18 protein-coding genes and 3 pseudogenes are annotated in these 25,149 nt (G+C 64.7%); 8 read left to right on the top strand and 13 right to left on the bottom strand.

Annotated elements, in window-relative coordinates; all coding sequences use genetic code 11:
• Positions 1 to 27: 27 nt before the first annotated feature.
• Positions 28 to 909, top strand: coding sequence for a SirB1 family protein (locus XBLMG947_RS03295; protein ID WP_065466366.1), 882 nt, complete (start codon positions 28 to 30; stop codon positions 907 to 909).
• Between the two features lie 83 nt (positions 910 to 992).
• Here XBLMG947_RS03295 and XBLMG947_RS03290 read toward each other — a convergent pair whose 3' ends face one another.
• Positions 993 to 1,232, bottom strand: a complete 240-nt coding sequence (locus XBLMG947_RS03290) for a rubredoxin (RefSeq protein WP_065466365.1) — start codon at positions 1,230 to 1,232, stop codon at positions 993 to 995.
• 23 nt (positions 1,233 to 1,255) lie between these two features.
• On the opposite strand from XBLMG947_RS03290, the gene thiE reads away from it, so the two are divergent.
• A complete protein-coding gene (gene thiE / locus XBLMG947_RS03285; RefSeq protein ID WP_065466364.1) occupies positions 1,256 to 1,879 on the top strand; it encodes a thiamine phosphate synthase in 624 nt (207 codons plus the stop codon).
• Between the two features lie 207 nt (positions 1,880 to 2,086).
• Here thiE and XBLMG947_RS23105 read toward each other — a convergent pair whose 3' ends face one another.
• Positions 2,087 to 5,266 carry a TonB-dependent receptor domain-containing protein gene (locus tag XBLMG947_RS23105; RefSeq protein WP_065466363.1) on the bottom strand — a complete coding sequence of 1,060 codons (3,180 nt, stop codon included), beginning with the start codon at positions 5,264 to 5,266 and terminating at the stop codon, positions 2,087 to 2,089.
• A gap of 304 nt (positions 5,267 to 5,570) precedes the next feature.
• On the opposite strand from XBLMG947_RS23105, the gene hemL reads away from it, so the two are divergent.
• From hemL to XBLMG947_RS03265, 3 genes and pseudogenes are all read left to right on the top strand, one after another.
• Positions 5,571 to 6,860, top strand: a complete 1,290-nt coding sequence (gene hemL, locus XBLMG947_RS03275; RefSeq protein WP_065466362.1) for a glutamate-1-semialdehyde 2,1-aminomutase — start codon at positions 5,571 to 5,573, stop codon at positions 6,858 to 6,860.
• Positions 6,861 to 7,442: 582 nt separating this feature from the next.
• Positions 7,443 to 7,667: a transcriptional regulator gene (locus tag XBLMG947_RS03270; protein WP_065466361.1), complete on the top strand. Its 225-nt coding sequence runs from the start codon at positions 7,443 to 7,445 to the stop codon at positions 7,665 to 7,667.
• Positions 7,668 to 7,821: 154 nt separating this feature from the next.
• A pseudogene (locus XBLMG947_RS03265) lies at positions 7,822 to 8,499 on the top strand (helix-turn-helix transcriptional regulator); the annotation flags it as partial.
• A gap of 83 nt (positions 8,500 to 8,582) precedes the next feature.
• On the opposite strand, the gene azu reads toward XBLMG947_RS03265, so the two are convergent.
• From azu to XBLMG947_RS03235, 6 genes and pseudogenes are all read right to left on the bottom strand, one after another.
• A complete protein-coding gene (gene azu / locus XBLMG947_RS03260) occupies positions 8,583 to 9,032 on the bottom strand; it encodes an azurin (protein WP_065466359.1) in 450 nt (149 codons plus the stop codon).
• 73 nt (positions 9,033 to 9,105) lie between these two features.
• Positions 9,106 to 9,696 (bottom strand): annotated as a pseudogene (locus tag XBLMG947_RS03255) (aminotransferase class I/II-fold pyridoxal phosphate-dependent enzyme); the annotation flags it as partial.
• Positions 9,697 to 9,726: 30 nt separating this feature from the next.
• Positions 9,727 to 10,230: a RidA family protein gene (locus XBLMG947_RS03250; protein ID WP_065466358.1), complete on the bottom strand. Its 504-nt coding sequence runs from the start codon at positions 10,228 to 10,230 to the stop codon at positions 9,727 to 9,729.
• 21 nt (positions 10,231 to 10,251) lie between these two features.
• Positions 10,252 to 10,677: a c-type cytochrome gene (locus XBLMG947_RS03245; protein WP_065466357.1), complete on the bottom strand. Its 426-nt coding sequence runs from the start codon at positions 10,675 to 10,677 to the stop codon at positions 10,252 to 10,254.
• A complete protein-coding gene (locus XBLMG947_RS03240) occupies positions 10,674 to 12,257 on the bottom strand; it encodes a flavin monoamine oxidase family protein (protein ID WP_065466356.1) in 1,584 nt (527 codons plus the stop codon). The genes XBLMG947_RS03245 and XBLMG947_RS03240 overlap by 4 nt, the downstream gene beginning before the upstream one ends.
• Before the next feature lie 116 nt (positions 12,258 to 12,373).
• Positions 12,374 to 14,511 (bottom strand): annotated as a pseudogene (locus XBLMG947_RS03235) (TonB-dependent receptor); the annotation flags it as partial.
• 297 nt (positions 14,512 to 14,808) lie between these two features.
• On the opposite strand from XBLMG947_RS03235, the gene XBLMG947_RS03230 reads away from it, so the two are divergent.
• Positions 14,809 to 15,426: an HAD-IA family hydrolase gene (locus XBLMG947_RS03230; protein ID WP_065466355.1), complete on the top strand. Its 618-nt coding sequence runs from the start codon at positions 14,809 to 14,811 to the stop codon at positions 15,424 to 15,426.
• Between the two features lie 266 nt (positions 15,427 to 15,692).
• Here XBLMG947_RS03230 and XBLMG947_RS03225 read toward each other — a convergent pair whose 3' ends face one another.
• The gene (locus XBLMG947_RS03225) at positions 15,693 to 16,919 is read right to left on the bottom strand and encodes an acetylornithine transaminase (protein ID WP_065466354.1); all 1,227 of its coding nucleotides are present in this window, start codon (positions 16,917 to 16,919) and stop codon (positions 15,693 to 15,695) included.
• Positions 16,920 to 16,991: 72 nt separating this feature from the next.
• Here XBLMG947_RS03225 and XBLMG947_RS03220 point away from each other — a divergent pair, with 72 nt between their 5' ends.
• A complete protein-coding gene (locus XBLMG947_RS03220) occupies positions 16,992 to 17,864 on the top strand; it encodes an ion transporter (protein ID WP_065466353.1) in 873 nt (290 codons plus the stop codon).
• A 321-nt stretch (positions 17,865 to 18,185) separates the two neighbouring features.
• Here XBLMG947_RS03220 and XBLMG947_RS03215 read toward each other — a convergent pair whose 3' ends face one another.
• The 3 genes from XBLMG947_RS03215 to XBLMG947_RS03205 all read right to left on the bottom strand — a co-directional run bounded on the left by XBLMG947_RS03215 (position 18,186) and on the right by XBLMG947_RS03205 (position 21,135).
• The gene (locus XBLMG947_RS03215; RefSeq protein WP_245228097.1) at positions 18,186 to 19,127 is read right to left on the bottom strand and encodes a YiiG family protein; all 942 of its coding nucleotides are present in this window, start codon (positions 19,125 to 19,127) and stop codon (positions 18,186 to 18,188) included.
• Between the two features lie 403 nt (positions 19,128 to 19,530).
• A complete protein-coding gene (locus tag XBLMG947_RS03210; RefSeq protein WP_065466351.1) occupies positions 19,531 to 20,346 on the bottom strand; it encodes an SDR family oxidoreductase in 816 nt (271 codons plus the stop codon).
• Between the two features lie 129 nt (positions 20,347 to 20,475).
• A complete protein-coding gene (locus XBLMG947_RS03205) occupies positions 20,476 to 21,135 on the bottom strand; it encodes a serine/threonine-protein kinase (protein WP_065466350.1) in 660 nt (219 codons plus the stop codon).
• Between the two features lie 159 nt (positions 21,136 to 21,294).
• Between XBLMG947_RS03205 and XBLMG947_RS03200 the strand changes: the two genes are divergently transcribed.
• The gene (locus XBLMG947_RS03200; RefSeq protein WP_065466349.1) at positions 21,295 to 23,382 is read left to right on the top strand and encodes a bifunctional DedA family/phosphatase PAP2 family protein; all 2,088 of its coding nucleotides are present in this window, start codon (positions 21,295 to 21,297) and stop codon (positions 23,380 to 23,382) included.
• Between the two features lie 608 nt (positions 23,383 to 23,990).
• Here the strand turns inward: XBLMG947_RS03200 and XBLMG947_RS03195 are convergent.
• Complete coding sequence (locus XBLMG947_RS03195) at positions 23,991 to 24,875, bottom strand: bestrophin family protein (protein WP_065466348.1); 885 nt, start codon at positions 24,873 to 24,875, stop codon at positions 23,991 to 23,993.
• Between the last annotated feature and the right edge of the window lie 274 nt (positions 24,876 to 25,149).

Raw genomic sequence — 25,149 nt, 5'->3', positions numbered from 1 at the left:
GGTGTCTCCTGTCAGGAAGCACCGGACTTGAACCTCGCGGCGCTTGCCGACACTCTTGTCAGCATGGTCGACATGCTCCCACTTCCCCATTGGACCGCGCTCGCCAGCCTGGACGACGATGCGGTGCCGTTGATGTCCACCGCGCTGCTGATCGCGCGCGACGAATATCCGCAGCTGGACGCCGAGCTGTACGACACGCTGGTGCAGAGCCACGTCGAGCATCTGCGCCGCGAGGTGGATGCGATCGACCTGTGGCCGCTGAAAATGGCGGCGGTCAACCGCTACCTGTTCGATGAGTTGGGCTATTCGGGCAATCACGACGAGTACTACGACCCGCGCAACAGCTATCTCAACCAGGTGTTCGAGCGCCGGCTGGGCAACCCGATTTCGCTGGCGATGGTGCAGATCGAAGTGGCCCGACGCCTGGGCATCCCGCTGGCGGGAGTTTCGTTTCCCGGCCATTTCCTGGTCCGCCTGCCGGTGGACGACGGCGTGCTGGTGATGGACCCGTTCAACGGTGGTCGCCCGCTGGGCGTGGACGAGCTGCGCGAACGCGCCCGCCCGCATCTGGGGGGCGAAATTCCCGACGACCGCGCCTTGGCGCAGATTCTCGACCCTGCCCCGCACCGCGCGATCCTGATCCGCATCCTGCGCAATCTGCATGGCGTCTACGCCGATGCCGAGCACTGGGACCGCGCTGCACGCAGCGCCGACCGCATCCTCAAGCTGGTGCCTGACCAACCCGAGGCGCTGCGCGATCGCGGCATGGCCTACCTGCACCTGGGCCACCGCTCCGGTGCACGCCACGATCTGTCGCGTTACCTGCTGCTCAATCCAGGCGCGCAGGACGCAGGCAATCTGCACGAGCATCTGGTCGAGTTGAACAGCCAGCGCTCACGCGCGCACTGAACCCGCCCGCATCGCGATCCGCTTGGCCGCCGCAGCGCGGCTCTGCTGCCGCTGATCGATACCCGATCCGGGCAGGCAAGCGCTCAGTCAATCTCCACCATCTCGAAGTCGTCCTTGGTCACACCACAATCGGGGCAGGTCCAGGTATCGGGCACGTCTTGCCAGGCGGTGCCGGGCGCGATGCCTTCTTCGGGGATGCCGTCGGCCTCGTGATAGAGAAACCCGCAGACGACGCACATCCAGGTGCGGTAGGTGGTCGTGGATGTCTCGCTCATCGGATAATCGCAGTCATGCAACGGTGGGACCGCATTGTCCCATTCCATCCACCGCTTTCGGAAGCGCTGCCATGCCCAACCGTCTCAACATCCGCGGCGTCTACCTGATCACCCCCGACGAGCCCAATACGCAGCGCTTGCTTCTGCGCACGGCGCCATTGCTGCCGTCGATCACCTGGTTGCAATACCGCAACAAGCAGGCAGACGCGGCGCTACAGCTACGACAGGCCAGCGCCTTGCGCGAGGTGTGCGCAGCACACGGTGTACCGTTAATCATCAACGACGATGCGCAGCTGGCGGCGCAGGTCGGCGCGCAGGGCGTGCATCTGGGCGAAGACGATGGCGAGGTAGCGGCCGCACGCGCCCTGCTGGGCGAGCAGGCCATCATCGGGGTGTCGTGCTACGACGAGATCGAACGCGCGCGCGCTGCAGCCGCAGCGGGCGCCAGTTATGTGGCCTTCGGTGCGTTTTTCCCCACCACCACCAAGCAGACCGCCCGACGTGCCACGCCTGCGCTGCTGCAGCAGGCGGCCGAACTGCACCTGCCGCGCGTAGCGATCGGCGGTATTGCGCCTGCGCACGTGCCTGAGCTGGTGACTGCGGGTGCCGACTTGATTGCCGTGGTCAGTGGCGTATACGCAGCGCCGGATCCGGTCGCTGCAGTGCAGGCATATCGCGCGGGGTTCGTGGAGTAGTGCGGCAGCCTTTCAGGCCGTGAAACTTTTCCAAGCCTCTCATGCGTTTCAAGATAGTGAGTTTTTCATTTCTCGGTATCGCCTGATTCGAAAAGCGGGAAGCGTCGAGCGCACTGCACGCGACGCCAGCGGGACACGCTGCAAGTACATGCTTACAGGCTCGATGGCGGCATCCATGCCCGCCATCGGTCCCCACAATCGGCGCGATCAGAAGTCGTAGCTCAACGTCACCCGACCCGAGCGCGGCCCCTGATAGGCGACGACCTGGTCCCACAGCGGATTGGTGGTGTTGTCGGGTAGCTGCGAGAACGGGTAGATGTTGGTCGCGGTCTGCTCGTTGGTGATGTTGAACACGTCCAAGCGCAACGCCAGCTTGCCGTCGGCGAAGGACGGCTTGTAGGTCACGCCCATGTCGAGCTGGGCGATCCAGCCTAGCCGGCCCTGCGAGTCCGGAGGCGATGCACTGCCGGTGCCGGTTTCCGGGTTGTAGCAGTAATGGTACGGCCCACCGGTGATCGCACTGCCGCCGTAGCCGGCCGGATCGCGGCCGCTGTATTCAGTGCCGTAGTAGTTGCCCAGGCAGTTATGTGGCGCGCCGGAAATCAGGCTGAAGTTGGCCGAGGCGCCCCACTGCGGGTTGAACTGGTAGAAGCCGAACAGCTTGAGCTGATGACGGTGGTCGTTGGACTGATCGCCGTTGAAGTGTTCCATCAGCGCCGCGTGGTCCCAGCTCTGCGTGGTCGAGACTGACGCCTGGCCCTGATAGCTGCCCAGCGCGCCGCCGGTGCGCCACAGGTCCGAGCGTACCTGACCTTCGGTGGTGCCGTAGCTATGCGACCAGACGTAGTTGACCTTGGCGTACCACTGGCCGTCGAACGGGCGTTCCAGATTGAATTCGACCGCCGAGTAATTGCGCTTGAACTTCGGGAAACCGGCCGCCTCGCGGCTCACCGGCACTTCGTGAAACTGGCCGTCGGTACCGATCACGCCCCAGGTGTTGGTCTGGCCGGGATTGATCAGCGACGCGCCGGCGACTTGCGAGAAGTCGATGGTCACGCCTTGCGCGGCGGCAGCGGCGATCAGCGCGGTGTTGGAGACGTCGTAGTTCTGGTCGTCGATGCCGGCATTGAGGCGGCGATGCGTGCCGCGCACCCCCAATATCCAGCCAGTGTCGAGTTGCTTGGTAAAGCCGAGGATGACCTCGTCCTGATTCTCGCCCTCGATGTCCTTGACCACTGCCGTGCGCACATCGGCGATGCGACCGAAGCGCGAGTTGGCCGATACCGCCGAGCCCAGCTGCTGCGCCAAAATTGGCGTGCCATCGGCATTGATACCGCTGTAGGTGAAGTAGGTATCGGTGGTGGTCGCCGGGGTGAACAGGCTCACCGCCGACAGCGGCAGACCGAGGTAGTAACGGCCAAGGTTACCGAACACCTTCAAGCTGGAATCGCCATTGACGTCCCAGCTGAAGCCCAACCTGGGCGCCCAGGCGTTATCGATTTCGATATAGGGATCGCCGAACGGGGTGTAGTTGGTGAACTCGTCCTTGCGCAGGCCCAGGCTCAGCAGCAGGTTATCGGTGACCTGCCACTTGTCTTCGATGTAATAGGCACGTTGCTTGGCCTCGTACGAATACAGGCTGGTGTTGACGTTACGCACCACGTAGTAGCCGCTCGACCCGTTGACCGGATCCACCAGGCCCGGACTCGGCGCACCGACACTGCCGGCTTCGTTGGCCGACTGGCTCACCAGCCCGCCGGTAGCCAGCCCGTACGGATCATTGGTTTGACCGTAGGTCCAGGCGAAACCGGGACCCGAGAGGATCGAGCCGACATCGATGCCTTCGGACATCTGGTGATCGAGACCGAAGTTGAGCGTGTGGTGGCCAATGCGCCATTCCAGGTTCAGGCGCTGGTTGTCCTTTTTGTATGCGCGGTCGGGCAAGCTGACCGAGGTGACCAGCTGGTTGCCGATGCGCGGTGTACCGCCGGTATAGACAGGATTCTGCAGCGCGGCGCTATTGATCACCGGGCCACCGGCTGCGTCGTAGTTGAACGGCGTCAGTTCGTCCGGCGTTTTCATCTTGCCGTACAACGCGGTCACGGTGAGGTTGTCGCCCAGATAGCCGGTGTACTTGCCGGTAAACAGCGTCGGCCCGGTTTTCCAGATGGATTCGTCGGTGAAATAGGCACCACGCTGACGCGCAAGATAGTCGTAGCGATAGATCGAGCCATTGGTTTCGGCCTCGTCGCTGGCACCGGTCACCTCGATCAGGTGGTTGTCGGTGATGTTCCAGTCCACCTTGGCGTACCAGCGCTTCTGCTTGTAGTCGTAGTCGGTGAGGCCACCGGTGCGGCCGTTGTCGGTATCGCGATTGGTGCCCACGCGCACGCCGTCCGAATCGACCTGTTCGGCGGCCAGGAAGAAGAACAGCTTGTCCTGAATGATCGGCCCGCCGACATAGGCGCTGTAGGTGGTCTGGTTGGCTTCTGCCTCGCTGGCCGGCTGGTACAGGCCGTTGGCCGCGCGGGCATAACGGTAGGCGGCGTTGTTGACGGTGCTGGCCTGGCTGTCCGGGCGCCAATAGATATCGCGCTGATTGGCGCGCAAGCCGTTCGGCTCCCAGATCACCGCGGCGCCGAACTTCCATTCGTTGGTACCGCGCTTGCCGATCTGGTTGATCACACCGCCATTGGCGCGGCCGTACTGCGCGCCGTAGCCGCCGGTAAAGATTTCCTGCTGGTCGATGGCGCCGTAGGGCAGCGTCAAGCCGCCCAGGTTGTTGCTGATGGTGGTGGTGTTGAAGCCGTTGAGGTAGTAGGCGTTTTCGCTGGCGGCCGAGCCGCCGAAGCTGGGCAGCGAGCCGCCGAGCGGGCCGTTTTCGAAGCCGCCGCTGTTGACCACCACGCCCGGTGCCAGCAACGCGATCGCTTCGGCGGTGCGGCCCAGCGGCAGTTGCTGCAGCTGTTCGGCGGTAACGACAGTGCGCGTATCCACGCTGCTGACGTCGATACTGGTCAGGCTGGCGGCGGTGACGGTCACGCTGTCCAGGGTCTGCACGCTACTCCCCGCAGCGTTGGCAGCGAACGAGACCTCGGTATTGGCCCCGACAGTGATGGCGACGTTCTCGCGTGTTTCCACCACCACGCCATCGCGCTTGACCGTCACTTTGTAGGTGCCCAGCGGCAGATTGCCGGCGGTGTAGCGGCCGCGCGCGTCCACCGGCACTTCGCGACGCAGGCCGCTCTTGTTTTCCACCAGCACGCTCGTGCCACTGCCCTGCCCCACGCTGCCGACGATGCTGCCGGTGGTGGACTGTGCATGCACGCTGCCCATGGCCACCACCAACGCCAATGCCAAGGCACGCTTCTGGATATTCCGGTTCATGCTTTCTCCCCAGGTCTTGAACTGTCGGCAAGGCGACAAACGAACGGCGCCAATGGCTAGCGGAATCGCACTTTCTGAACATCCGCGGCAGGACGCCAATGACCGCCCGCCATGAACTCATTCCAGAACTGTCGATTCCGTCGCGTTCGATCATAGGCAGCCAAGTTCCCCTACCCGCCCACTCCGACGGGTAGGCAGGCGTCCGGTGGGTAGGCGCGCGGGGCTGCAGGCCTACAATGGCGGACGCGATGCCCACTGCCGGGCGTCGATGCCCCCAATCGGTATTCCTCAAGGATCTGCGCGCATGAACCACTCCCGCTCCCACGCCCTGTTCGCCCAGGCGCAGACCTTGCTACCCGGGGGCGTCAACTCGCCGGTGAGGGCCTTCAAATCGGTCGGTGGCGAGCCGTTTTTCGTGGCGCGCGCCGATGGCCCGTACCTGTTCGACGTCGACGGCAACCGCTACATCGACTACGTGGGCTCGTGGGGGCCGATGATCGCCGGGCATAACCACCCGGCCGTGCGGGAAGCGGTGGAGCGGGCGATCCGCGACGGGCTGTCGTTCGGTGCGCCGTGCGCAGCCGAAGTCACCATGGCCGACACCATCACCCGGCTGGTGCCCTCCTGCGAGATGGTGCGCATGGTCAACTCCGGCACCGAAGCCACGCTGTCGGCGGTGCGCCTGGCGCGCGGCGCCACCGGGCGCAATCGCATCATCAAGTTCGAAGGGTGTTATCACGGCCATGGCGACTCGTTCCTGGTCAAGGCCGGCAGCGGCATGCTGACCCTGGGCGTGCCGACCTCGCCCGGCGTGCCCGCAGGGCTGAGCGAGCTGACCGCCACGCTCAGCTTCAACGACTTCGAAGGCGCCACCGCGTTGTTCGACGAGATCGGTGTGGAGGTGGCGGCAGTGATCATCGAGCCGGTCGTGGGCAACGCCAACTGCATTCCGCCGCTGGCCGGCTATCTGCAGCATCTGCGCACGCTATGCACGCGACACGGCGCGCTGCTGATATTCGACGAAGTGATGACCGGCTTCCGCGTCGCACTGGGTGGCGCGCAGGCGCTGTACGGGGTGACGCCGGATCTGACCACCTTCGGCAAGATCATCGGTGGCGGCATGCCGGTGGGCGCGTACGGTGGCCGACGCGACCTGATGGAGCAGATCGCACCGGCCGGGCCGATCTACCAGGCCGGCACCTTGTCGGGCAACCCGGTGGCCATGGCGGCCGGCCTGGCGATGCTGGAACTGGTGCAGGAACCGGGCTTCCACGCCCGCCTGAGCGAGGCCACCATCATGCTGTGCGAGGGCCTGGAAGATGCCGCGCGCGCGGCCGGCATGACCGTCACCACCAATCAGGTCGGCGGCATGTTCGGGCTGTTCTTCACCGACGAGATCGTGGAGAGCTACGCACAGGCCACGGCGTGCGACATCACCAGCTTCAACCGCTTCTTCCACGCGATGCTGCAGCGGGGCGTCTATCTGGCCCCCTCGGCGTACGAGGCCGGCTTCATGTCCAGCGCGCACGACGCGGCGGTGATCGAAGCCACGCTGGCGGCGGCGCACGAAGCGTTTGCCGAAGTGGCGCGCTGAGCGGCTGGGAATCGGGAATCGGGAATCGGGAATCGGGAATTGGGAATCGGGAATTGGGAATTGGGAATGGGGAATGGGGAATGGGGAATGGGGAATCGGTGATTGCCGGAGCCTTATGGGAGCGCGGCTTTGCGCTCCTGAGTGGCTTTAGGCCCTTGCGGCTGGCCGCGCTGCGGTAATCGCTGACGGGCTTGGCCGTGCGTGTGTACGGCGTGCGGTGCGGGCTGCTCGCGGTCATAGCCGACGCGCCGCCGCACGGGTCGCAGGAACACCTGTGGGCGTCACTCCGTGGTGGGGCCGCCCCTGGGGCCAGACGACCGGCGCGTTCTTGCCCCTGCGCGCAAGCTGGCGCATCCATCGCGCGAAAGTCGGTAACTCGGCGTAACACGCTTTGCTTTTGTTGCGCGGCCGTCATACATTTCTGAAAGGTACTCATGGACGGGCATGGGTGGGGACCCTCGAAGCAGTTGCTGTACGTCGTCGCCGAGTCGGGTGATCGCGCTGCATTGCCGCTGTTTCACCACGATCTGCAGCGTGTCGAGCCGGCATGCTGCCGACGCTTGATACGGTCGCTCTCGCCTCATGCTCAAGCCTGTTGCGTTGCTCACCCCGCGCCCGTCACTGTCGCGCGACCCGGTTATTCCCGATTGGCTGCTTGCCGGCAAGCTGGAGCCGCAGCTGCCGCGCGCCGGTGCAGTGGTGCGTGACGCGCTGCTGGCTGCGCTGGATCAGGCGCAGGCACGCCCGCTGACGCTCTTGCTTGCCCCACCCGGCTTCCGCTGCTCGCGCAGTGGCATGCGCAACTGAGTGCGCGTGACCCGGGCGCGGTGGCCTGGCTGTCGCTGGACGAAGACGATGCCGATGCCGCGCGCTTTCTCGGCCATCTTGCGCTGGCACTGCAGAACGCAGGCGCAGACAACGCGCTGTGCGCCGTAGTACTGCATAACCGCGACCAGGACCCGCACGCACCGGCGGCGAATCCGGCCTGGCGCATACGTTGCGCTCGCCGCATCGCTGGCACGATCGCGCGGCGATTGGATTCGCGCTTGCCCGCTGGCATCGCCTGGCCGGACGCAGCAGCGCGGCGCTGACCATTCTTGGGCAGATCGAACAGGCCTGCCTGGCCAACGACAATGCCTGTCATCTGGCACGCACCCGTGCGCGCATTGCGCTGGTACTGCAGCAACGCGGCGAACTGGTTGCCGCCCTGCCGCATCTATACAGCGCGCTGGAGCATGTCGCACTCACGCAAAGCTGGCAGACCATCGTGGAATTGGGCTTGCCCGCCAAAGCGATGCTGCGTTCGCTACGCCAACACGATCCGCATACCATTGGCGGCACCACGCGTGCATTGACCATCCAGGCCTTGCTGGAACGCCTCAGCGGCGACGACGACCCGGCCGGCGACATCTTCAGCGAGCGCGAACCGGAGGTGCTGGCGGAACTGGCGCGCGGCTATTCCAACAAGCAAATCGCACGCTGCCTGCGTCCATCGGAGAATACGGTCAAATTCCATCTGAAAAACCTGTACCGCAAGCTTGACGCACGCAGCCGCGAAAGCGCACTGGCGCAGGCATTGCAGCGCGGGTTATTGCGTGGAAACGACCCGCATGCAGAGCAGGCTGCGCTCCCTGACTGAGCCGGATCTGCGTGCATCCCCACGTTCAACGCAGGTCCGCAAGTGTGGCGGCCAGACCTCACAGCAATGGCCGCCAGCACGGATCACCCGAATGTCAGCGTGCCCTTCATCATCGCCCAGTGGCCGGGGAACGAGCAGAAGAAGGTGTAGTCGGTCCCTTTGCTCAACTGGCCGGTGGGAAAGCTCACCGTGGTGCTGTCGCCGCCGCCGATGACCTTGGTATGCGCAATCACGCGCGGGTCGGCCTTGGGCAGATAACTGTCGGCGAGGGTCGAGCGTACCCCGGCGTTGGCCACCGCCTGGAAATCAGCGGACTTGGTCAACACCCAGTTGTGCCCCATCACCGTGGCAGCCATCTTGCCCGAATGCTTCAGCGTGAGTTCCACCTGCGTGCAATCGGGGGCGAGCTTGATCGCGCTTTGGTCGAACTTCATTTGATCGTTGCCGGTGATGGTCACCGCGCACGTCCGTGCCCATGCCGAAGGCGCGGTCAGCGCCAGCGCACAGACGGCAATCGTGGAAAACAGCTTCACTGAAACACTCCTGCGTTAGAAAATTGCGGCACATCGCGCGCGGTGCACGCTGCGGCAGAGCGAGAGGCCGATTATGCGCCAAGGCATAGTCCAGATCCTTGCGTGCGGTGACCGAGCCGGTGGGATTGTTGGGGTTGCAGATGTAGATCACGCCGGCGTTGGCGTCGGCCGCGCACATCGCCTGCACATCGTGCGAAAAATCCTTGCGCAACGGCACCTTGACCAACGTGGCGCCATTGCGCGTGGCAGCGCGCCAACCTGATTCGCAGGTTGGGTCGGCAGTGACCAGCGCCGCGCTGGGCGAAGTAAAGGCCAGCATCGTGTAGTCCAGCGGCTCGGTGGAGCCGGCATAGGCCATCAGATGATTCACCGGCACCTTGAGCTCGGCTGACAGGGTGGTCATCAGTTCCATCTGGACATCGCGCAGATAGCGCCCGCCTTGCGGTGCGAGCTGCGCAATGGCCCTGACCGCTGCTGCGGAAGGACCATCCGGGTACTCGTCGGAGCCGATCATCACCGGCGACAGCGCGCCGGCGGTTGTTGGCGCGATGGCAGCGGTGCGTTCGGCGGCACTGGCAAGCAGCGGTAATGCACCGGTCCCGGCGGCACCGGCGAACAGGGCGGAATCACGCAGGAATCTGCGACGCGATACGGCGGTCGTCATAACACTCTCCGGCAAGGCAACGATTCGAATTCAAGGACGCACGGCAACCACTTCGATCTCCACGCGATGCAGCGGATTGCCCAGCGCAGCGATCTGGAAGGCCGAGCGCGCCGGCAGATTGGGCTGTTCCTTGGTACCGAAGAACTGGCGGTAGCCTTCCATGAAGCCGTTGAAATCCATCTTGCCGCCCATCGCCGGGTCGCCGACCAGAAACGCCTGCATTTTCACCACATCGCCCATGCCCAGGCCGAGCGATTTCAGCTGGTCCTGGATCTGCTTCAACACGCTCACCGTCTGCGCCTTGGTATCGCCGTACGCGGCCGCAGAATCCTTTGGCGCACTGCTGTCCACCACTGCCGGCACTTTGCCGCTGAGGTACACGGTGGCCTTGCCGGCCGGGATTTCGACCGCTGCGGAAATGGGGAAATCGCTGTTGGGAATCTTGTGACGGATCACCTCGGCAGCATCTGCAGCGCCGAGGCCTGCAGACAACACGGCGGTGGCGACGAGGGCATTGACGGCGGGACGGAACATGGCAACTCCTTGAAAAGAAAATTAGTGGCGCAGCAGCTTGACGTCTTCGGCGGTGACCCGCTCGGCATGATCGTTGCCGAAATGGGTGCGTACATAGCTCACCACCTCGGCCACCTGACGGTCTGTGAGCATGTCGCCAAATCCCGGCATGCCGGCGTGACCGTCGAGCACCATCATCGTGACGTAGAGCGCGGCCGCCAGCTTGGGGTTCCCGGCAAGCGCCGGATATTCGCCGGCACCCTGCGCACCGCTGCCGGTCGGCATGTGGCAGCCCTGACAGACCGCGCGGTAGACATGCTCGCCGGATGCGGTGGCGAACCCCTTTTGCGGATACAGCGCGGTGGCGTCGGAACTTTGCGCCTGCGCAAGGCGCAGACCGGGCGGAAGCAGCGCAGCGCCGATGACCAGCGCAACGGCCGCAGCAACCACACGTGGCAACCGACTCATGCGCGACCTCCCCCGGCAATGACCTTGCGATGCAGGCGGCCGACGACATCGTGCGCCGACAGGATCGCGCCCTCCTGCCAGGCCGGGATATAGGACACATGCTCGCCCGCCAGCGCCAGGCGACCGTCGATCTGGCACAGCGGCTCGTAATGCTCGGCGCGGGCCTGCTCGCTCCACATGCCGAAGCAGCCATGCGTGAACGGCACGCGGTGCCAACCGACCGCAATGCCGTTTTCGAATTCGCGCGGATATTGCGGATGCAGCTGCGTCCCGTCTTCGACCGCCTTGCGCACGCGCTGCTCGGGGGACATCGAAGTGAATTGATAGGCATCCAGCCCCCACACATACGCACCGAGCAGCACGCCCTTGCCGGCGCTGTGGTACCCGGTGCTGGGATAGCTGATCAAGGTGATCGGCAGATTGGTATAGCTGATGCCACCGTAGATCGCCTCATCCTCTTCCCAGAAGCGCCGCTTGAATTGCAGGCCCACCTTCACCGACGCGGCATACGGCACACTGCCGATCGCGGTGGTCATCGCATCACTGGCGGTGACCGGAATGCGGCTGAGCACCGACAACGGAATGGTGCAGATGCACCAGTCGGCACTGGCCACGCGTTCTTCGCCGCCGCGCGTGGCGTCCTGCCAGGACACGCGCACGCCGCTGCCGTCCTGATCGATCTTGGTGACCTTGGCGTGGTAGGTGATGGCATCGCCAAGCTGGCGCGCGAACGCCTTGCCGATCTGGTCCATGCCGCCCACCGGCTGGAACATGGTGGTCTGCATTTCGTAGTTGTTGCCGGCCGCCAGCGTGGTCCACAACCGCGAACGCAGCACGTCCTGCACGCTGAAAGGATCGGAGAACTCGGGCTTGCCCGACAAGCCGCCACCGGGATAGCGCGCAAAACCGCGCCGCTCGCTACTGTCTTTACCTTTGACGTAACCGAACTTTTGATCGAGCGCCCCCCAGGTACGCAGCGATTCCAGCAGCAGCTCCTGGTCTTCGCGGCTGACGGTCTTGTCCAAGCCGTGTTGCTGCGTGCACTTGGCCAGCAACTCGGACACGTGGCCCTTGTAATCTGCATCGATGGCGCGGAAGCGCTGCGGCTTTCCGCCGAACCCGTCTTCGCTATGCAGTAGTGCGTTGTAATTGACCTGATTGAAGGCTTCCAGCGCCACGCCGAATTGCTTGCAGTAACTCAGCACCGCCTTGTGGTGATGCGGAATACGCCACGGCCCCGGATTGAGATACAGCCCATCGTCGAACTGGCAATGCTGCGTGGCGCCGCCCAACTCGGTATAGCGGTCGCCGCCGCGCAGGGTCCAGTTCCGTCCGCCGGGCCGGTCGTTATATTCGAGCAGCTGCACGCGATAGCCGGCCTTGCGCAACTCGAAGGCCGCGCTCATCCCGGCAAGTCCGGCGCCGAGGATCAACACCGAGGCCCCGTTGGGGTCGCCATCCAGTTGCAGCGGGCCGTTGAATTTCGATTCGGCCGCCATGCCCAGGCTGCTCATCGCCTGATACATCATCGCGCCGCCGGCGGTCATGCCGATGCGCGCCAGCAATTGCCGCCGCGTCATCGCTCCCGTGTGATTGCCTTGCAGCAACGCACTTCCCCCGCATGTCATGGACAGTCACGCGGCCGGCTGCACTGCCGGCCGAGTCGATTACTCAGAATCGGGCAGCCTTCCACCGGCAGAAACCCAGTGTCCTCGCCCTGGTAACCGACGCTGCCGTTGACGATGAAGGTGGCATCCACCTGGTCGGTATTGGGCGTGTCGCCGTAGCGCTTGCCGGTGTAATTGGTGTCGAGGTTAGCAAAGAATGCTCGCCTTCCCAATCGCCGTTGACGCTGAGCATGACCTTCGACGAGTCCGGCACGTCGTTGCCTTTCACCTGCACCAGGTTGCCGCTGACCGGGCCGAAGTAGTTGTCCTGGAATTCGGACCTGTTCCAGCTCAGCGATGCGCCCAGCCGCCAGCCCGGCGCCGGTTTCCACATGCCGGAGATTTCCGCACCAAAGGTCTGCACGTCGCCGACGTTGGCGTAGACGGTGGGCGCCACCACCAGCGGGTCCGGGTCGGTCAGCGCGATGATGCGGTTTTCGTAATCGATCTTGTAGGCGGCGATGTAGCCGCTCCATTGCGTGGATTCGGCGCGGATGCCGATATCGATGGTGGTGGATTCTTCCGGCGCGATATCCGGGTTGAAGGCGCAGGAGATCAGCGCCAGACGCGGCGCGGAACTGAAGTTTTCCGCGTAATTGGCGAACACCTGCACGCCTTCGGCCAGCTGGAAGCTCGCACCGACCTGCGGCTGAAACCAGTCGCTGTTCTTGATGGTGACATCGCGGCGCATGCCGACATTGAAGTCATCGAGATTTGCGATGCCGTTGTAGTCGCGTTTGACATCCAGGCCCTTGGCACCGAACTCCATGGTGAGCCGGTCATCGAGCAGACGTAGCGTGTCCTTGATGTAGAGCTGCTTCACCTCGGTGGAGAAATGGTTGTCGTAATAGATCACGATCGGCAAGGCGTTCTTGAGCAGCGCGCCGGTGGCAGGGTCCAGCTTGTACAGAGGACGCACCTGATCGAAGTCGTAGTTTTCGTACCACGCGCCGACTTCGAGCTTGTTGTGTTCAGTTTCCCACGACATTGCCGCGGTGACGCCATAGCGATCGCCGCCCATGCTTTCTTCGCGCCGCGTCATCGCACCGACACGGGTGACATTGCCATTGGCATCGACGATCTGCGGGTCGTTGATGGCGATATCGGTCCGCCCGGGGGTGCCGGCAATCGCATCGTTGTACAGGCCGGTGGCGGTGCTGGGCGGCGTGCCGCCGACGCCGTAGCCGTGCTTGTTTTCGTAGTAGCCGGTGAAGGTCGCACCGATGGCATCGTTGAACATGACATTGCCGTGCAGGCTGAGCAAGGAATCGCGCCGGCCGTTCTGCCACTCGCTGTAATGCTCGGCGTCCACCTCCGGATTGCCGGTGATGCGTTCCTTGATATCCCACGACACCGAGCAGTCGGAGTTGTACGACTGCACGTCGTAGTCCTTGCGCTTGTTGTAGATCCAGCCCAGCGTCAGGCTGCCCGCCTCCCAGTCCTGACGGATCTTGGCCTCGAAGTGATCGCTTTTCTGCGTGGCCGGCTGCATGTCCCAGACACCGCCTTGTGTGCGCGAGGCGGAGACATAAGCACTGGGGCCGCCGTCCCACCATTGCGGCGTATCCAGGCGCACGAAGCTGCGCACCAGATCGTCCGAGCCGATCGTCTGGGTAAGATTGCCGCTCCAGCGATCGCCGCCTTTCGGTGGCAGGCTGGTGTAGAGGATCGCGCCGCCCGGTGCGTGATAGGACGGCTGGGTGACATCGCCCGAGCCGGCGGACACCGTCACATCGAGCAGGTTTTCGCTGGACACGTAACGCGTGATCGGCCCGCCTTCGCGGGCGTCGAAGGTTTCGATCGGAATGCCGTCCAGCGTCACGCCGATCTGATTGGCAGAAAACCCGCGAATCGTCATCGAATCGCCGAACTCGTACAGCCCGAACGGGTCGGTGGTCTGCACATTCACGCCGGGCAGGCTGGCCAACAACTGCTGCGGCGCCACCCCGGGCACCTGCGCCTGGATCTCGTCAACCGAGATGGACGCGGTGGTGCGCGTGGAGCCGGTGCCCACCACGCTGACCGCATCCAGCGTCTGTGCGTCCTGCGCCAGGGCCGGCAAGCTCTGCGCGCCGGCCAGCAACAAGGTCATCGACGCCAGCGTGTGGCGGGATCGGGTGGTGGTAAGGATGGCGGCAACCGAGACTGCCAATTGATCGGTGTTCAAGCACTTTCGCATGCATTCAACCCCTGGAAACGTGTGGGCGCACTGAGTGACCGGGTGCTCCCCCGAGACCGGCTGAGACCGCAGATGCGGCGTGCATTGACGATAACCAGCGCGGTTCCTCCGCAACGACGGTGCGGAGGGTGGGGTCGACGCAGGCGGGTAGGTCGCTACCGAATTCAAAACTATGAATAGGTATTCCATCCACCTACCTGCGCGGTCTTTGGCATCGCAGGCCGCGCGCGCTTGCCATGCCGCACCGAATCGACAACGCTGCCTAGCCACCGCACGAATACGCCCATGTCGCCCGCATCACCGTCGCTGCTGTTGCTCGATTTCGATGGCGTGCTCGCGCACTACGCGCGGCCACGGCGCATGGCCGCCCTTGCAACGGCAGCAGGCTGCTCACCGCAGCGCGTGCATGAGGTGTTGTTCGCGCAGGGTCTGGAGCGCACCTACGATGCCGGCGGGATCGACACACACGCGTATCTGGCGCAGTTGAGCGAAGGGTTGGGGCACCCGATCGATCGCGCCACCTGGATCGCGGCACGCGTCGCCGCCTGCCGCGCCGACCTTTCGGTGGTGACACAGGTGCTGGCGGTCTCGGCGACTACGGAAGTGGCAGTACTCACCAATAACGGCCCGCTGATGATGGAAGCGATCGCGCGGATCGTGCCGTCTTTGTTCCCGTTATTACAGGACCGCGTGCTGTGTAGCGGCGCGCTCGGCGGTCGCAAGCCCGATGTGCAGGTGTATCCGCGCGCGCTGGCGCAACTCGGGCAACGCGCCGAGCGCACGCTGTTTGTCGACGACCTGTTCGTCAACGTACGTGGCGCACGTGCGGCCGGCCTGCACGCCGACACCGTGCGCGACGCCCGCGCATTGCGGCGGGTGCTGAAACGCTACGCGCTGGCATGAAGACGCAGCCCTTCTCCCCACAGGGCGAGAAGGCACGGCGCGCACGCCGCAGCCATGCGCGTCCTGGAACGGCCGCATTGCGAGCGCGGGTCGGGGCGAGCGACGAACGCTGAGGTGCGGGTACGGCGGAAGACAGCCGTCCCACAGAGAAAAACAAATAACCCGCGCACCGCATCGACGCACGCCCCACGCCCCACGCCGCGCATCCTCCAACACCCCTCTGGCCGGCACACTGCCGGCCAGAGGGCGCCAGGCACCGCCCGGGATCACGGCTGCGCGACGTACTCGGCAATCGCCAGCCGCAAACGCGCCAGACCATCGGCCAGCTCGGCATCGGTCAGATTGAGCGCCGGCACGAAGCGCAGCACATCCGGGCCAGCCTGCAGCAGCAGCAAGCCATGGTGGGCCGCCAGGTCGAGGATCGCGCCCGCCTGCCCGGCGTGTGCAGGAGCCAGCACCGCGCCCAGCATCAAGCCACGTCCACGAATCTGTGCAAACAGGCCGAAGTCGGCATCGAGCGCTTCCAGACCGGCGCGCAGCGCCGCAGATTGCCGCACCACGTTATCGGCAATCTGCGGCGAGGCCAGCTTGCGCAACGCCACGCGCGCCACCGCCGCAGCCAATGGATTGCCGCCGAAGGTGGTGCCGTGCGCGCCGAACTGCATGGTCTGCGCAACCTTGGGCCCGGCCAGCATCGCGCCGATCGGGAACCCGCCGCCCAGCGCCTTGGCCAGGGTTACGATGTCCGGCGTCACCTGCTCCTGCCAATGCGCGAACAAGGTGCCGGTGCGGCCCATGCCGCATTGAATTTCGTCCAGCACCAACAGCGCATCGTGCTGATCGCACAGCGCGCGTACTTTGCCCAGGAAGCCGGGCGCGGCCGGCATCACCCCACCCTCGCCCTGGATCGGCTCCACCATCACCGCGGCTACATCGCCGCTGGCCATCGCCGCTTCCAACGCCGCAACGTCGTTGAAATCCACATAGCGAAATCCGCCGGGCAGCGGTTCGTAGCCGTCCTGATACTTGGGCTGCGCGGTGGCGGTCACCGATGCCAGCGTGCGGCCATGGAAACTGCCGCGAAAGGTGACGATGACGCGCTTGTCGGCCGGCCGGCCCTGGCTGCTGGCCCACTTGCGCACCAGTTTGATCGCCGCCTCGTTGGCCTCGGTGCCGGAATTGCACAGGAACACCTTGTGCGCAAACCGCGAGGCGGTCACCAGTTCTTCGGCCAGTTTCAGCGGCGGTGCGCTGAAAAACACGTTGCTGGTATGCCACAGCTTGCCCGCCTGCTCGGTCAGTGCCGCCATCAGATCGGGATCGCTATGGCCGAGCCCGCTGACCGCGATACCCGACGACAGATCCAGATACTCACGCCCCTGGTCGTCCCACACGCGACTGCCCTGTCCGCGCTCCAGCACCACCTGGCGCGGGCGATACACCGGCAGGTAGTAATGCGCGAGGGACAGGGGCGAATCGGCAGCGGTGCTCATGAGGATGGGTCGCAGAAACGGAGGGAGAGCCGGCATTCTCGCGCATTCGCCGGCCTGCGGCACAATGCGCGCATGCGCCCCTTCTCCGATCCGCAACTCACTCCTGCCAGCAACGACGGCTGGCGCCGGCAGTGGTTCGACATCATCTACCGCCACGACACTCGCCCCTCGCGTAATTTCGACCTGATGCTGGTGGTCGCGATCCTGGCGAGCGTGGTGGTGATCATGATCGACAGCGTGCCGCGCATTCATTCGCACGCGGCGCACTGGCTGGTGCCACTGGAATGGGCGTTCACGGTGATCTTCACCATCGAATACGCGCTGCGTCTGGCGGTGGTGCGGCGCCCGCTGCACTACACGCTCAGCGTGTGGGGCGTGATCGATCTGCTGTCGATCCTGCCCAGCTATCTCTCCTTCTTCGTCCCCGGCACGCAGACGCTACTGGTGGTGCGCGTGCTGCGCATCCTGCGGCTGTTCCGCATTCTCAAACTCACCCGCTACATCGAAGAAAGCGGGCAACTGCTGGACGCGCTCTGGCGTAGCCGTCGCAAGGTGTTGGTGTTCCTGTTCACCGTCATCACCATCACCGTGATCGCCGGCGCCACGATGTACATCATCGAAGGTCCGCAGCACGGCTTCACCAGCATCCCGACCAGCATGTACTGGGCCATCGTCACCATGGCCACGGTGGGCTTCGGCGATCTGGTGCCGCAGACCACGCTGGGCCGCTTCGTCACCTCGGCCTTGATCCTGATCGGCTACAGCATCATCGCCGTGCCCACCGGCATCTATACCGCCGAACTCGCCAGCTCATTGCGCGAAGGCGGCCACACCGGCAAACGCGATGTGCGCAACTGCGCGCGCTGCGGGCTGGAAGGCCACGCAGCCGACGCACGCTATTGCCGGCAATGCGCCGAGCCGCTTCCGGAAATCTCCACCGGCTGACCCGGTGCCGCGGGCGTAAAGCGACGACTGCACCCACCGATACGTGGCCACAGCCGGCTTTGCGGCTCCCATCAGCGCACGAACACACTGGCAGGTATGGTGTCCTTGCCGATTGCGTGCCGCGTGCGGGCATGGATGCTGCCACGCGGCGTCCAGGGACGGATTCGCCGCGTGTGTTGCAAGCGGTGAGGGCACCACGCCCTCAACCAGTTCTGCTGGGAAACATCCCACGGCGCCGAAGGTCGAGATAGCAGCATCTTTGAAGCTTGCACAATCACCTGCTCGATGCGCTTCCACAGGGCAACAGATGCGTGCACAGCATCACTGCGACATGCGGTTGCTCATGTCGATCAGATCGTTGTAGCTGGCCAACACGGCCTGGCGGGTGCCCCCCGGCGGCATCGAACCGCTTTCCAGCAGCATCTGCTCGCTCTTGTTCAACGGGGTCTTGGTGCGGATACGCTCCACCAGTCGCCCCGACTCACGCGCCAGCTTGTCGGCAGAGCGTTCCATATGGCCCCACATCGCATCGCCCTGGCCGACCTTGGCCTTCTGCGCCTCTTCCAGAATGCCCTGGTAGCGCGCGAGCTGGGATTGCGCTGCGGCAAGATCCGGCGTGTCGTTGTCGAGCACCGTCACCAGCTGCTTGCCCTCGCCGATGATCTTCAAGTGATACCAGGAGGCGCTGCGGCCTTCCTCCTTTTCGATCGCATCGATCTGCGCCTGGCGACGCATGTCTTCATTGCGTTCAAGCACGGTATTCATGGCTTCGCCGGCTTCGAAGAACGCGTGATAGGCCTGCATCAGCGGCGCGTGCAGCGCCTTCATGCCCTTGCCGTCGTCGCGCAGATAATCCTCGCGGTCGTAGTAGCGCACCGCTTCGCCGATCCGCTCGTTGAGCGCGGTGAAACGATCCTGATAGGTCTTGGCCACCGGATCGAGCTCGGGATTGGCCGGTTGCTGTGCCAACGCCGCAGTCATCGGCGCACCGCATGCCTCGACCCGATGCGACAGCACCGTCCCCGGCGCACGAATACCGCGCTCTTTGCCGGTGGGGCCGGCCTGCGGGTCCTGCATCCAAGCGATGTAGGTCTGATAACTCTCATGGATCGGCTGCTCGACGCCGTTGAAGCACGCGATGTAGGCATTGATCTTGTCGGCGCCCTCCACGGCGGCGGCGGGCGCGTGTTTCTGGCAGCCGGCAAGCAGTGCGGCGAGGGCGATCGCCGCGGTCAGCGGCGCATAACGAAGGCGATGAGTCATGTGGGTTTCCATGGGGAGTGTCTGGGAATGGCCTGCGGATTCACCGCAAGCGCGACCATCAGGGACGAGGACAGCGGTGTGCCCTTGCGTATCGGTCGTCGTTGTCATCCTGGCGCGTGGCATCAGCGACCAGCGTGCGGCGCATTGCCCGCAAGACGTCGAGAGTCATGGCGAAACATCCTTGTTGGAAGCGTTTTCAGACGCGCACGGTAGCAGACCGGGCTGTGAACTTTTCGTGCGTGCCGCAGCGTGCCCGAGACGAGAACCCGAGACGAGAATGTGCAGTGTCTCAATGCTCGAAGGCTGCAGGCGGCATTCATGCCGGCCGCCATGCACCTGCGGTGCGTGACTTCCTCGCCGGCAGGGACTGCGCTGCTGGCAGCCAGCGGCTACGTGTTCGTCGTCAGTCCAGAAACAGGTCCGGCAACAACGCACGCGACGGGTCCACCGCATAGCCGCTCAAGTCGGTGATGCCGGCCTGGGCGAGCACCGCGTCATCGATCAGGAACTGCCCATGAAACCCTGCTGCTGTGCGCGTCAGCACTGCGTGCGCGGCGTCGGCCATGATCTCCGGCCGACGGCAGGCCGCTGCGTCCACGCCGGGAAGCATGTTGATCGCATCGGTGGCGATCACGGTGCGCGGCCACAACGCATTGATCGCCACGCCTTGCGGGCCGAATTCCGCTGCCAGCCCCAGGGTGACCAGGCTCATGCCCATTTTGGCGAGCGTGTAACCGGTGTGCGCCCCCCACCATGCAGGGTTCAACGCTGGTGGCGGGGCCAGGGTGAGGAGATGTGGATTGGCCGCCTGCAGCAGATGCGGCAGGCACGCCTGCGCGCACAGAAAGCTGCCACGCGCGTTGACCTGCTGCATCAGATCGAAGCGCTTCATCGGCGTCTGCAGCGTGCCGCGCAGCCAGATCGCGCTGGCGTTGTTGACCAGGATGTCGATCCCGCCAAACGCATCGACCGTCGCCGCCACGGCCGCACGCACCTGATCTTCTTCGCGGATATCGCACTTGAGCGCCAGCGCCTGCCCGCCGGCCGCAGTCACCGCCGCAGCCGCGCTATGGATGGTGCCGGGCAGTTTGGGGTTGGCCACCGCCGATTTGGCCGCAATCGCCACATTCGCCCCATCGCGCGCCGCCCGCACCGCAATCGCCAGCCCGATCCCGCGCGAGGCACCGGTGATGAAGAGGGTTTTGCCATTTAACGTCATGGGATTGGGGAATCGGGAATCGGGAATCGGGAATCGGGAAGAGCTTAGCGCCTTGATCGCGCGACAGACTCTAAGTTCTCGCGATGCTGCCTTGCCCATTCCCGATTCCCCACTCCCAATTCCCCGCCCTCACGGCTTCGGCCCCTGCCCTTCGTTGTCTTCCCAATGCAGCACGCGACGGGTCACGAAGCGGTAGACCGGTTTGCCGGTGGCGAACCACAGCTCGCGCACCCAGGAGGTGCGCTTGAGCACGCGGCGTTCTACCGGAGTGAGTGCGGCCGGGCAGTACATGCGCTTGTGCTTGAGCAGGTGGCGCAGATCCTCGCGGGCAAGCAGACGCATCCAGCGCGCGCGCGGGTGGCCGCGCACCGCCAGCTGGAAATCGATCACCGCCGGGCTGCCGTCGTCCTGTACCAGCCAGTTGGCTTCCTTGGCCAGATCGTTGTGCGCCACACCGCGCCGATGCAACTGCTGCAACAGCCTGCGCGCGTTGCGGAAATAGGCCAGGTCGCCGCGCGGCGGGCGCTGATACATTGCATCGCCGGCCAGGTAGCTGCGGTCCAGATGGCGTCCGTCCCAGTGCAGCAGACGCGGTGTGCGCGGCAAGCCATCCAGCTGGCGCAGCGCCAGCGCTTCGCGCCGCGCCAGCCACCACGCCACGCCCCGCAGCAGCCACGGCGCCACGCTCAGGTCGCGGCGCACGAAGACGCGCTCGCCATCGCGGATCAACAAAATGCGCCCGAAGGTATCGGACTTCAGCGGCAGGTTGCCGGCGGGATCGTCGCTCATCGCCCATTGTAGACGGGCGGTCCGCATCGCCACATCGCCAACGCCGCCGCTGTGCCAAGAGCAGGCAACGCCGGGCCGGTTGCAACCTGATGTGAAGCAAACCGCCCGATGTGAGCAGGGCACAAGTCAGCCATCACCGTGCCCACCTATAATTCGGAAATGAACTCATGGATCGACGCCACGCTGGAGTGGATCGGACACCACCCTACCCTGGCTGGCGTGGCGATCTTTGCCATCGCATTCTGCGATGCGGTGATCGTGCTCGGCGCCATCGTGCCCGCGCTGCCGTTGCTGTTCGCCATCGGCGTGCTGATCGGGCTCGGCCAGATCAACGGGCCCTATGCGATGGTGTGCGCTACCTTCGGCGCCTTCGTCGGCGACATGCTGAGTTTCTGGGTGGGCCATCGCTGGGGCCACCAGCTGCACACCTATTGGCCGTTCCGGCGCTATCCGCAACTGCTCGAACGTGGTGAGCTGCTGTTCCGGCGCAATGCCTTCAAGAGCATCCTGATCGCCCGCTATGTGGGCGCGGTGCGGCCGTTCGTGCCGGCCATCGCCGGCATGTCCCACATGCCGTTCAAGCGTTATCTGACCGCCAGCGGGCTGGCCTGCATTTCCTGGGCATTGCTGTTCCTGGTGCCGGGCTGGGTGCTGGGCACCGCCTACGACGCGGTGGCTGCGGTGGCCGGGCGCCTGTTCGTGGTGGTCGCCTTGATGGCCGCGGTGATCGGCCTGGCCTGGGCCGTGGTGCTGTATTCCTATCGCTGGTCCGCCGGCCATCTGGATGCCCTGCTGGCCCGGCTGCTGGAGTGGTCGCACCGGCATCCGGTGCTGGGCAACTGGTCGGTCAGCGTGTTCGACCCGCGGCGCCGCGAATCGGTGCCGCTGGCGATGATGGCCTTGATGTTGCTGCTGCTGGGCTGGGGCTGGTTCGTGCTGCTGATGGTGGTGCTGGCGCACGGCGAGCCGCTGCGCGTGGACCTGGCCGTACACGACCTGATGCTGGCGCTGCGCAATCCCTTGGCCGACTACCCGATGGTCGCGCTGGCCTCGTTGGGCGATTGGCAAGTGTTGTTGCCGGCCATTGCCGCAGCGATGGGCTACCTGGCCTGGCGCCGCCGCTGGATGGCCGTGGCCCATTGGGTGATCGCGCTGGCGTTCGGCCTTGCGCTCACCCAATTGCTCGGCGCCACCGTGCAGGTGGTGCGCCCGCCGGCAGCCAGCAGCGGCTTCGGGTTTCCATCGGTCGCGGTCACCATGGCCACGATTGGTTTTGGTTTTTTCGCGCTGCTGATCGCGCGCGAGTTGCCCGGCCGCCGCCGCGTGTGGCCGTACCTGGTCAGCGGCGCCATCGTCTCGCTGATCGGTTTCGCACGCCTGTACCTGGGCGCGCATTGGCTTAGCGACGTGGTCGGCGGCATGTTGTTCGGCATCTTCTGGCTGCTGGTGCTGGGCATTGCGTATCGCCGCCGCGCCACGCGCGCGTTCTGGGTCAAGCCGGTGTCGTGGATCTTCTACGGCGTGTTCGTGAGCTGCGCGATCTTCTTTGCTCCGCGCAACCTCGATGCCAAGCTGGCAAAGTTCGAACCGCCGCCGCCGTTGCTGATGGAGTTGCCGGCAAACGCGTGGTGGGAAGGCCAATGGCGTTTGCTGCCGGCACGCCGCAACGAATTCGACGACGACCAGCGCTGGCCGCTGGATGTGCAGCTGGCCGGTCCGCTTGCCCCACTGCAGCGCCAGCTCGAAGCGCATGGCTGGCGGGCGCAACCGCAGGCCGGCTGGGAACAGGCGCTGCATCTGCTCGACGTCAGCGGCCGTCCCGACGAGGTGCCGATCCTGCCGGCGACGCTGGACACCCAGGTCGAAGCGCTGTTGATGGTGCGCCACGCTGCGCCCGGCCACGTGCATGTGCTGCGCCTGTGGCCGGCAGCCGCACGCCTTCAACCGGATGCGCAGCCGCTGTGGGTGGGCAGCACCCAGACCTTGCGTTACAGCCGCCATTTCAGCTTGATCGGCCTGTGGTATCCGTTGCGCGGCGTAGACCCTGCATTGAGCGCATTGCGCGACGCGCTCGGCCCGCTGCCGCATCGCGTGGGGCAGCGTCGCCGCTCGCAGGTGCCGGTGATCTTGATCGACAGCACCTCGGGTAGTGCGGTGCGCAGTGAGGACAACGACAAGGTTGCACCGCAGACCCAAGCCACTGCGTCCGATTCCGCTGCATCGGGTCCGCTACACCAACGCCGTTGATCGATCGGGCAACAGGCGATCGGTCGGCGATCGCGCAGTCGTGTCGATATGGGGTGCCAGCAACGCATCTTGAACGCTGTATCGATGGCAGTCACGTGCTGGCGTCATGTAGAAGCAGCTGATAGAAGCAGCTGAACTTTCCGGGTGAAAGCTTCGCTGGTCGAGCGCGCGTTGCCCTCGCCACTTGCGGGACACGCCGTGAACCCGTCCCTGGGGGCTTGATGGCGGCATCCATGCCGCCAACAGTCCCGCAAGCGGCGAGGACACCGCACCAGAACGTTTGTCGGTGGTTTGTTGAAGAGCGAGAAATACCGTGCCGCTGGCTGTTAGCTGCTCTGTTGAAAACTCTGCGCACCGGCCAACTCGACGGGTCCTTACCCGACCACCGTCGCGGGACCTGACACGGCATGGATCCCGTGTAAAGGCTTACAAGGACGTACTTGCAGCGTGTCCCGCGATGGTGGGCGGGCAAGGGCCCTGCAGAAAACAAGCAGGTTGGCCGCTCTACACCTGCTCGCACCGTTCAATCGTTTCTCAAAGCGAACGGGAGATTGCGACTCAGCGCAGTCCGGCGATGCAAAGGCCGCATTGGCCTGACACACGATGCTTCACCACAACACGCCATCTACCGGCTGCATCGGCTCCGGCGCAGGTTCGCCGATGGCCTGCAAGGCATCGATCTCCACCGTGCGGCACATGGCTTCCAGCGGCAGGTCGTGGATGGTGTTGGCGAACGGGTCGACCAGCTCGTCGCCGATCTTGAGCACCGCCAGAAACATCAACCCGGCCACGGTCGAACCAACCGGCGTGGCGTACTGCAGCGTCTCCACCAGACCGATCGGCAGCAGCAGGCAGAACACGCGCGTAAACAGGTTGGGATAGAAACGGTACTGATACGGCAGCGGCGTGTTCTTCAGTCGCTCCATGCCGCCTTGCGCGTTGGCGATGTCCACCAGGATGCGCTCGATGCTGGCCTGCTGGATGCTGTCGATCCAGCCATCGCGGCGCGCCTGTTCGACTGCGCGGCCTGTCGTGTCGAGCAGGCCATTGGCCACATTCGTGCGGGTGATCACCGCTGCGACTTCGTCGGCGTCCAGCCGCGGCTGCAACGCCATTGCCACTGGTAAGCGACGCAGCTGGCAGCGCAATACATTGACGTAGGCGATCTGACGTAGCGCAATCGTGCGTCCCAGCGCTGCGGCGTCCGGCGCGGAAAGAATGCTCACGCTCAAACGCACGAGATTGCGCGATGCATTGATCATCTGGCCCCACAACACGCGCCCCTCCCACCAGCGTTGATAGGTGGAATTGGCGCGGAAGCCGAGGAACAACGCCAGCGCCGAACCGAAGATGGTCAACGGCAATGCGGGCGCACGGAACGGCAGCACGTAGTAGTTGATGGTGATCAACACGTCCCATACGAATAACACCGCCAGGGTCCGCCAGACCTGGCTGATCATTTCGGCCACACGTGGCTTTGCATCGACAATCAAAGGCACACTCCCTAGTGAAGGAACGAGTGTCGCCATGGCGCGCATCCAGTGCATGGATGCCATCGGTAGCGCACTCAAGCACGCAAACTTTGCCGTCGCCGCGGTGCAAGCGTGGTGATGGGGTCGATCGAAACGATTGGCTCGCCTGTTTGAAGTGCTAAAAAAAACGTGGCGAGCAGTGCTCAGGTGGGTGTAAACCGCGCGCAGTAACCGGACTGTACGGCGGGCGGCAGATGCACGTTCGAGCACCTGTCGCACCCGCCTGGCAGCTGCG

This window comes from Xanthomonas bromi, assembly GCF_900092025.1.
In the GTDB taxonomy this organism is placed as follows: domain Bacteria; phylum Pseudomonadota; class Gammaproteobacteria; order Xanthomonadales; family Xanthomonadaceae; genus Xanthomonas; species Xanthomonas bromi.
Note: the sequence above shows the minus strand (reverse complement) of the source record. Positions and strands in the feature narration are given on the sequence as shown.

Excerpts from the sequence above, each read along its gene's own strand:
- XBLMG947_RS03290 (WP_065466365.1), bottom strand. The coding sequence starts at position 1,232 with ATGGAATGGGACAATGCGGTCCCACCGTTGCATGACTGCGATTATCCG.
- thiE (WP_065466364.1), top strand. The coding sequence starts at position 1,256 with ATGCCCAACCGTCTCAACATCCGCGGCGTCTACCTGATCACCCCCGAC.
- XBLMG947_RS23105 (WP_065466363.1), bottom strand. The coding sequence starts at position 5,266 with ATGAACCGGAATATCCAGAAGCGTGCCTTGGCATTGGCGTTGGTGGTG.
- hemL (WP_065466362.1), top strand. The coding sequence starts at position 5,571 with ATGAACCACTCCCGCTCCCACGCCCTGTTCGCCCAGGCGCAGACCTTG.
- XBLMG947_RS03270 (WP_065466361.1), top strand. The coding sequence starts at position 7,443 with ATGCTCAAGCCTGTTGCGTTGCTCACCCCGCGCCCGTCACTGTCGCGC.
- XBLMG947_RS03250 (WP_065466358.1), bottom strand. The coding sequence starts at position 10,230 with ATGTTCCGTCCCGCCGTCAATGCCCTCGTCGCCACCGCCGTGTTGTCT.
- XBLMG947_RS03245 (WP_065466357.1), bottom strand. The coding sequence starts at position 10,677 with ATGAGTCGGTTGCCACGTGTGGTTGCTGCGGCCGTTGCGCTGGTCATC.
- XBLMG947_RS03240 (WP_065466356.1), bottom strand. The coding sequence starts at position 12,257 with ATGACGCGGCGGCAATTGCTGGCGCGCATCGGCATGACCGCCGGCGGC.
- XBLMG947_RS03230 (WP_065466355.1), top strand. The coding sequence starts at position 14,809 with ATGTCGCCCGCATCACCGTCGCTGCTGTTGCTCGATTTCGATGGCGTG.
- XBLMG947_RS03225 (WP_065466354.1), bottom strand. The coding sequence starts at position 16,919 with ATGAGCACCGCTGCCGATTCGCCCCTGTCCCTCGCGCATTACTACCTG.
- XBLMG947_RS03220 (WP_065466353.1), top strand. The coding sequence starts at position 16,992 with ATGCGCCCCTTCTCCGATCCGCAACTCACTCCTGCCAGCAACGACGGC.
- XBLMG947_RS03215 (WP_245228097.1), bottom strand. The coding sequence starts at position 19,127 with ATGACTCATCGCCTTCGTTATGCGCCGCTGACCGCGGCGATCGCCCTC.
- XBLMG947_RS03210 (WP_065466351.1), bottom strand. The coding sequence starts at position 20,346 with ATGACGTTAAATGGCAAAACCCTCTTCATCACCGGTGCCTCGCGCGGG.
- XBLMG947_RS03205 (WP_065466350.1), bottom strand. The coding sequence starts at position 21,135 with ATGAGCGACGATCCCGCCGGCAACCTGCCGCTGAAGTCCGATACCTTC.
- XBLMG947_RS03200 (WP_065466349.1), top strand. The coding sequence starts at position 21,295 with ATGAACTCATGGATCGACGCCACGCTGGAGTGGATCGGACACCACCCT.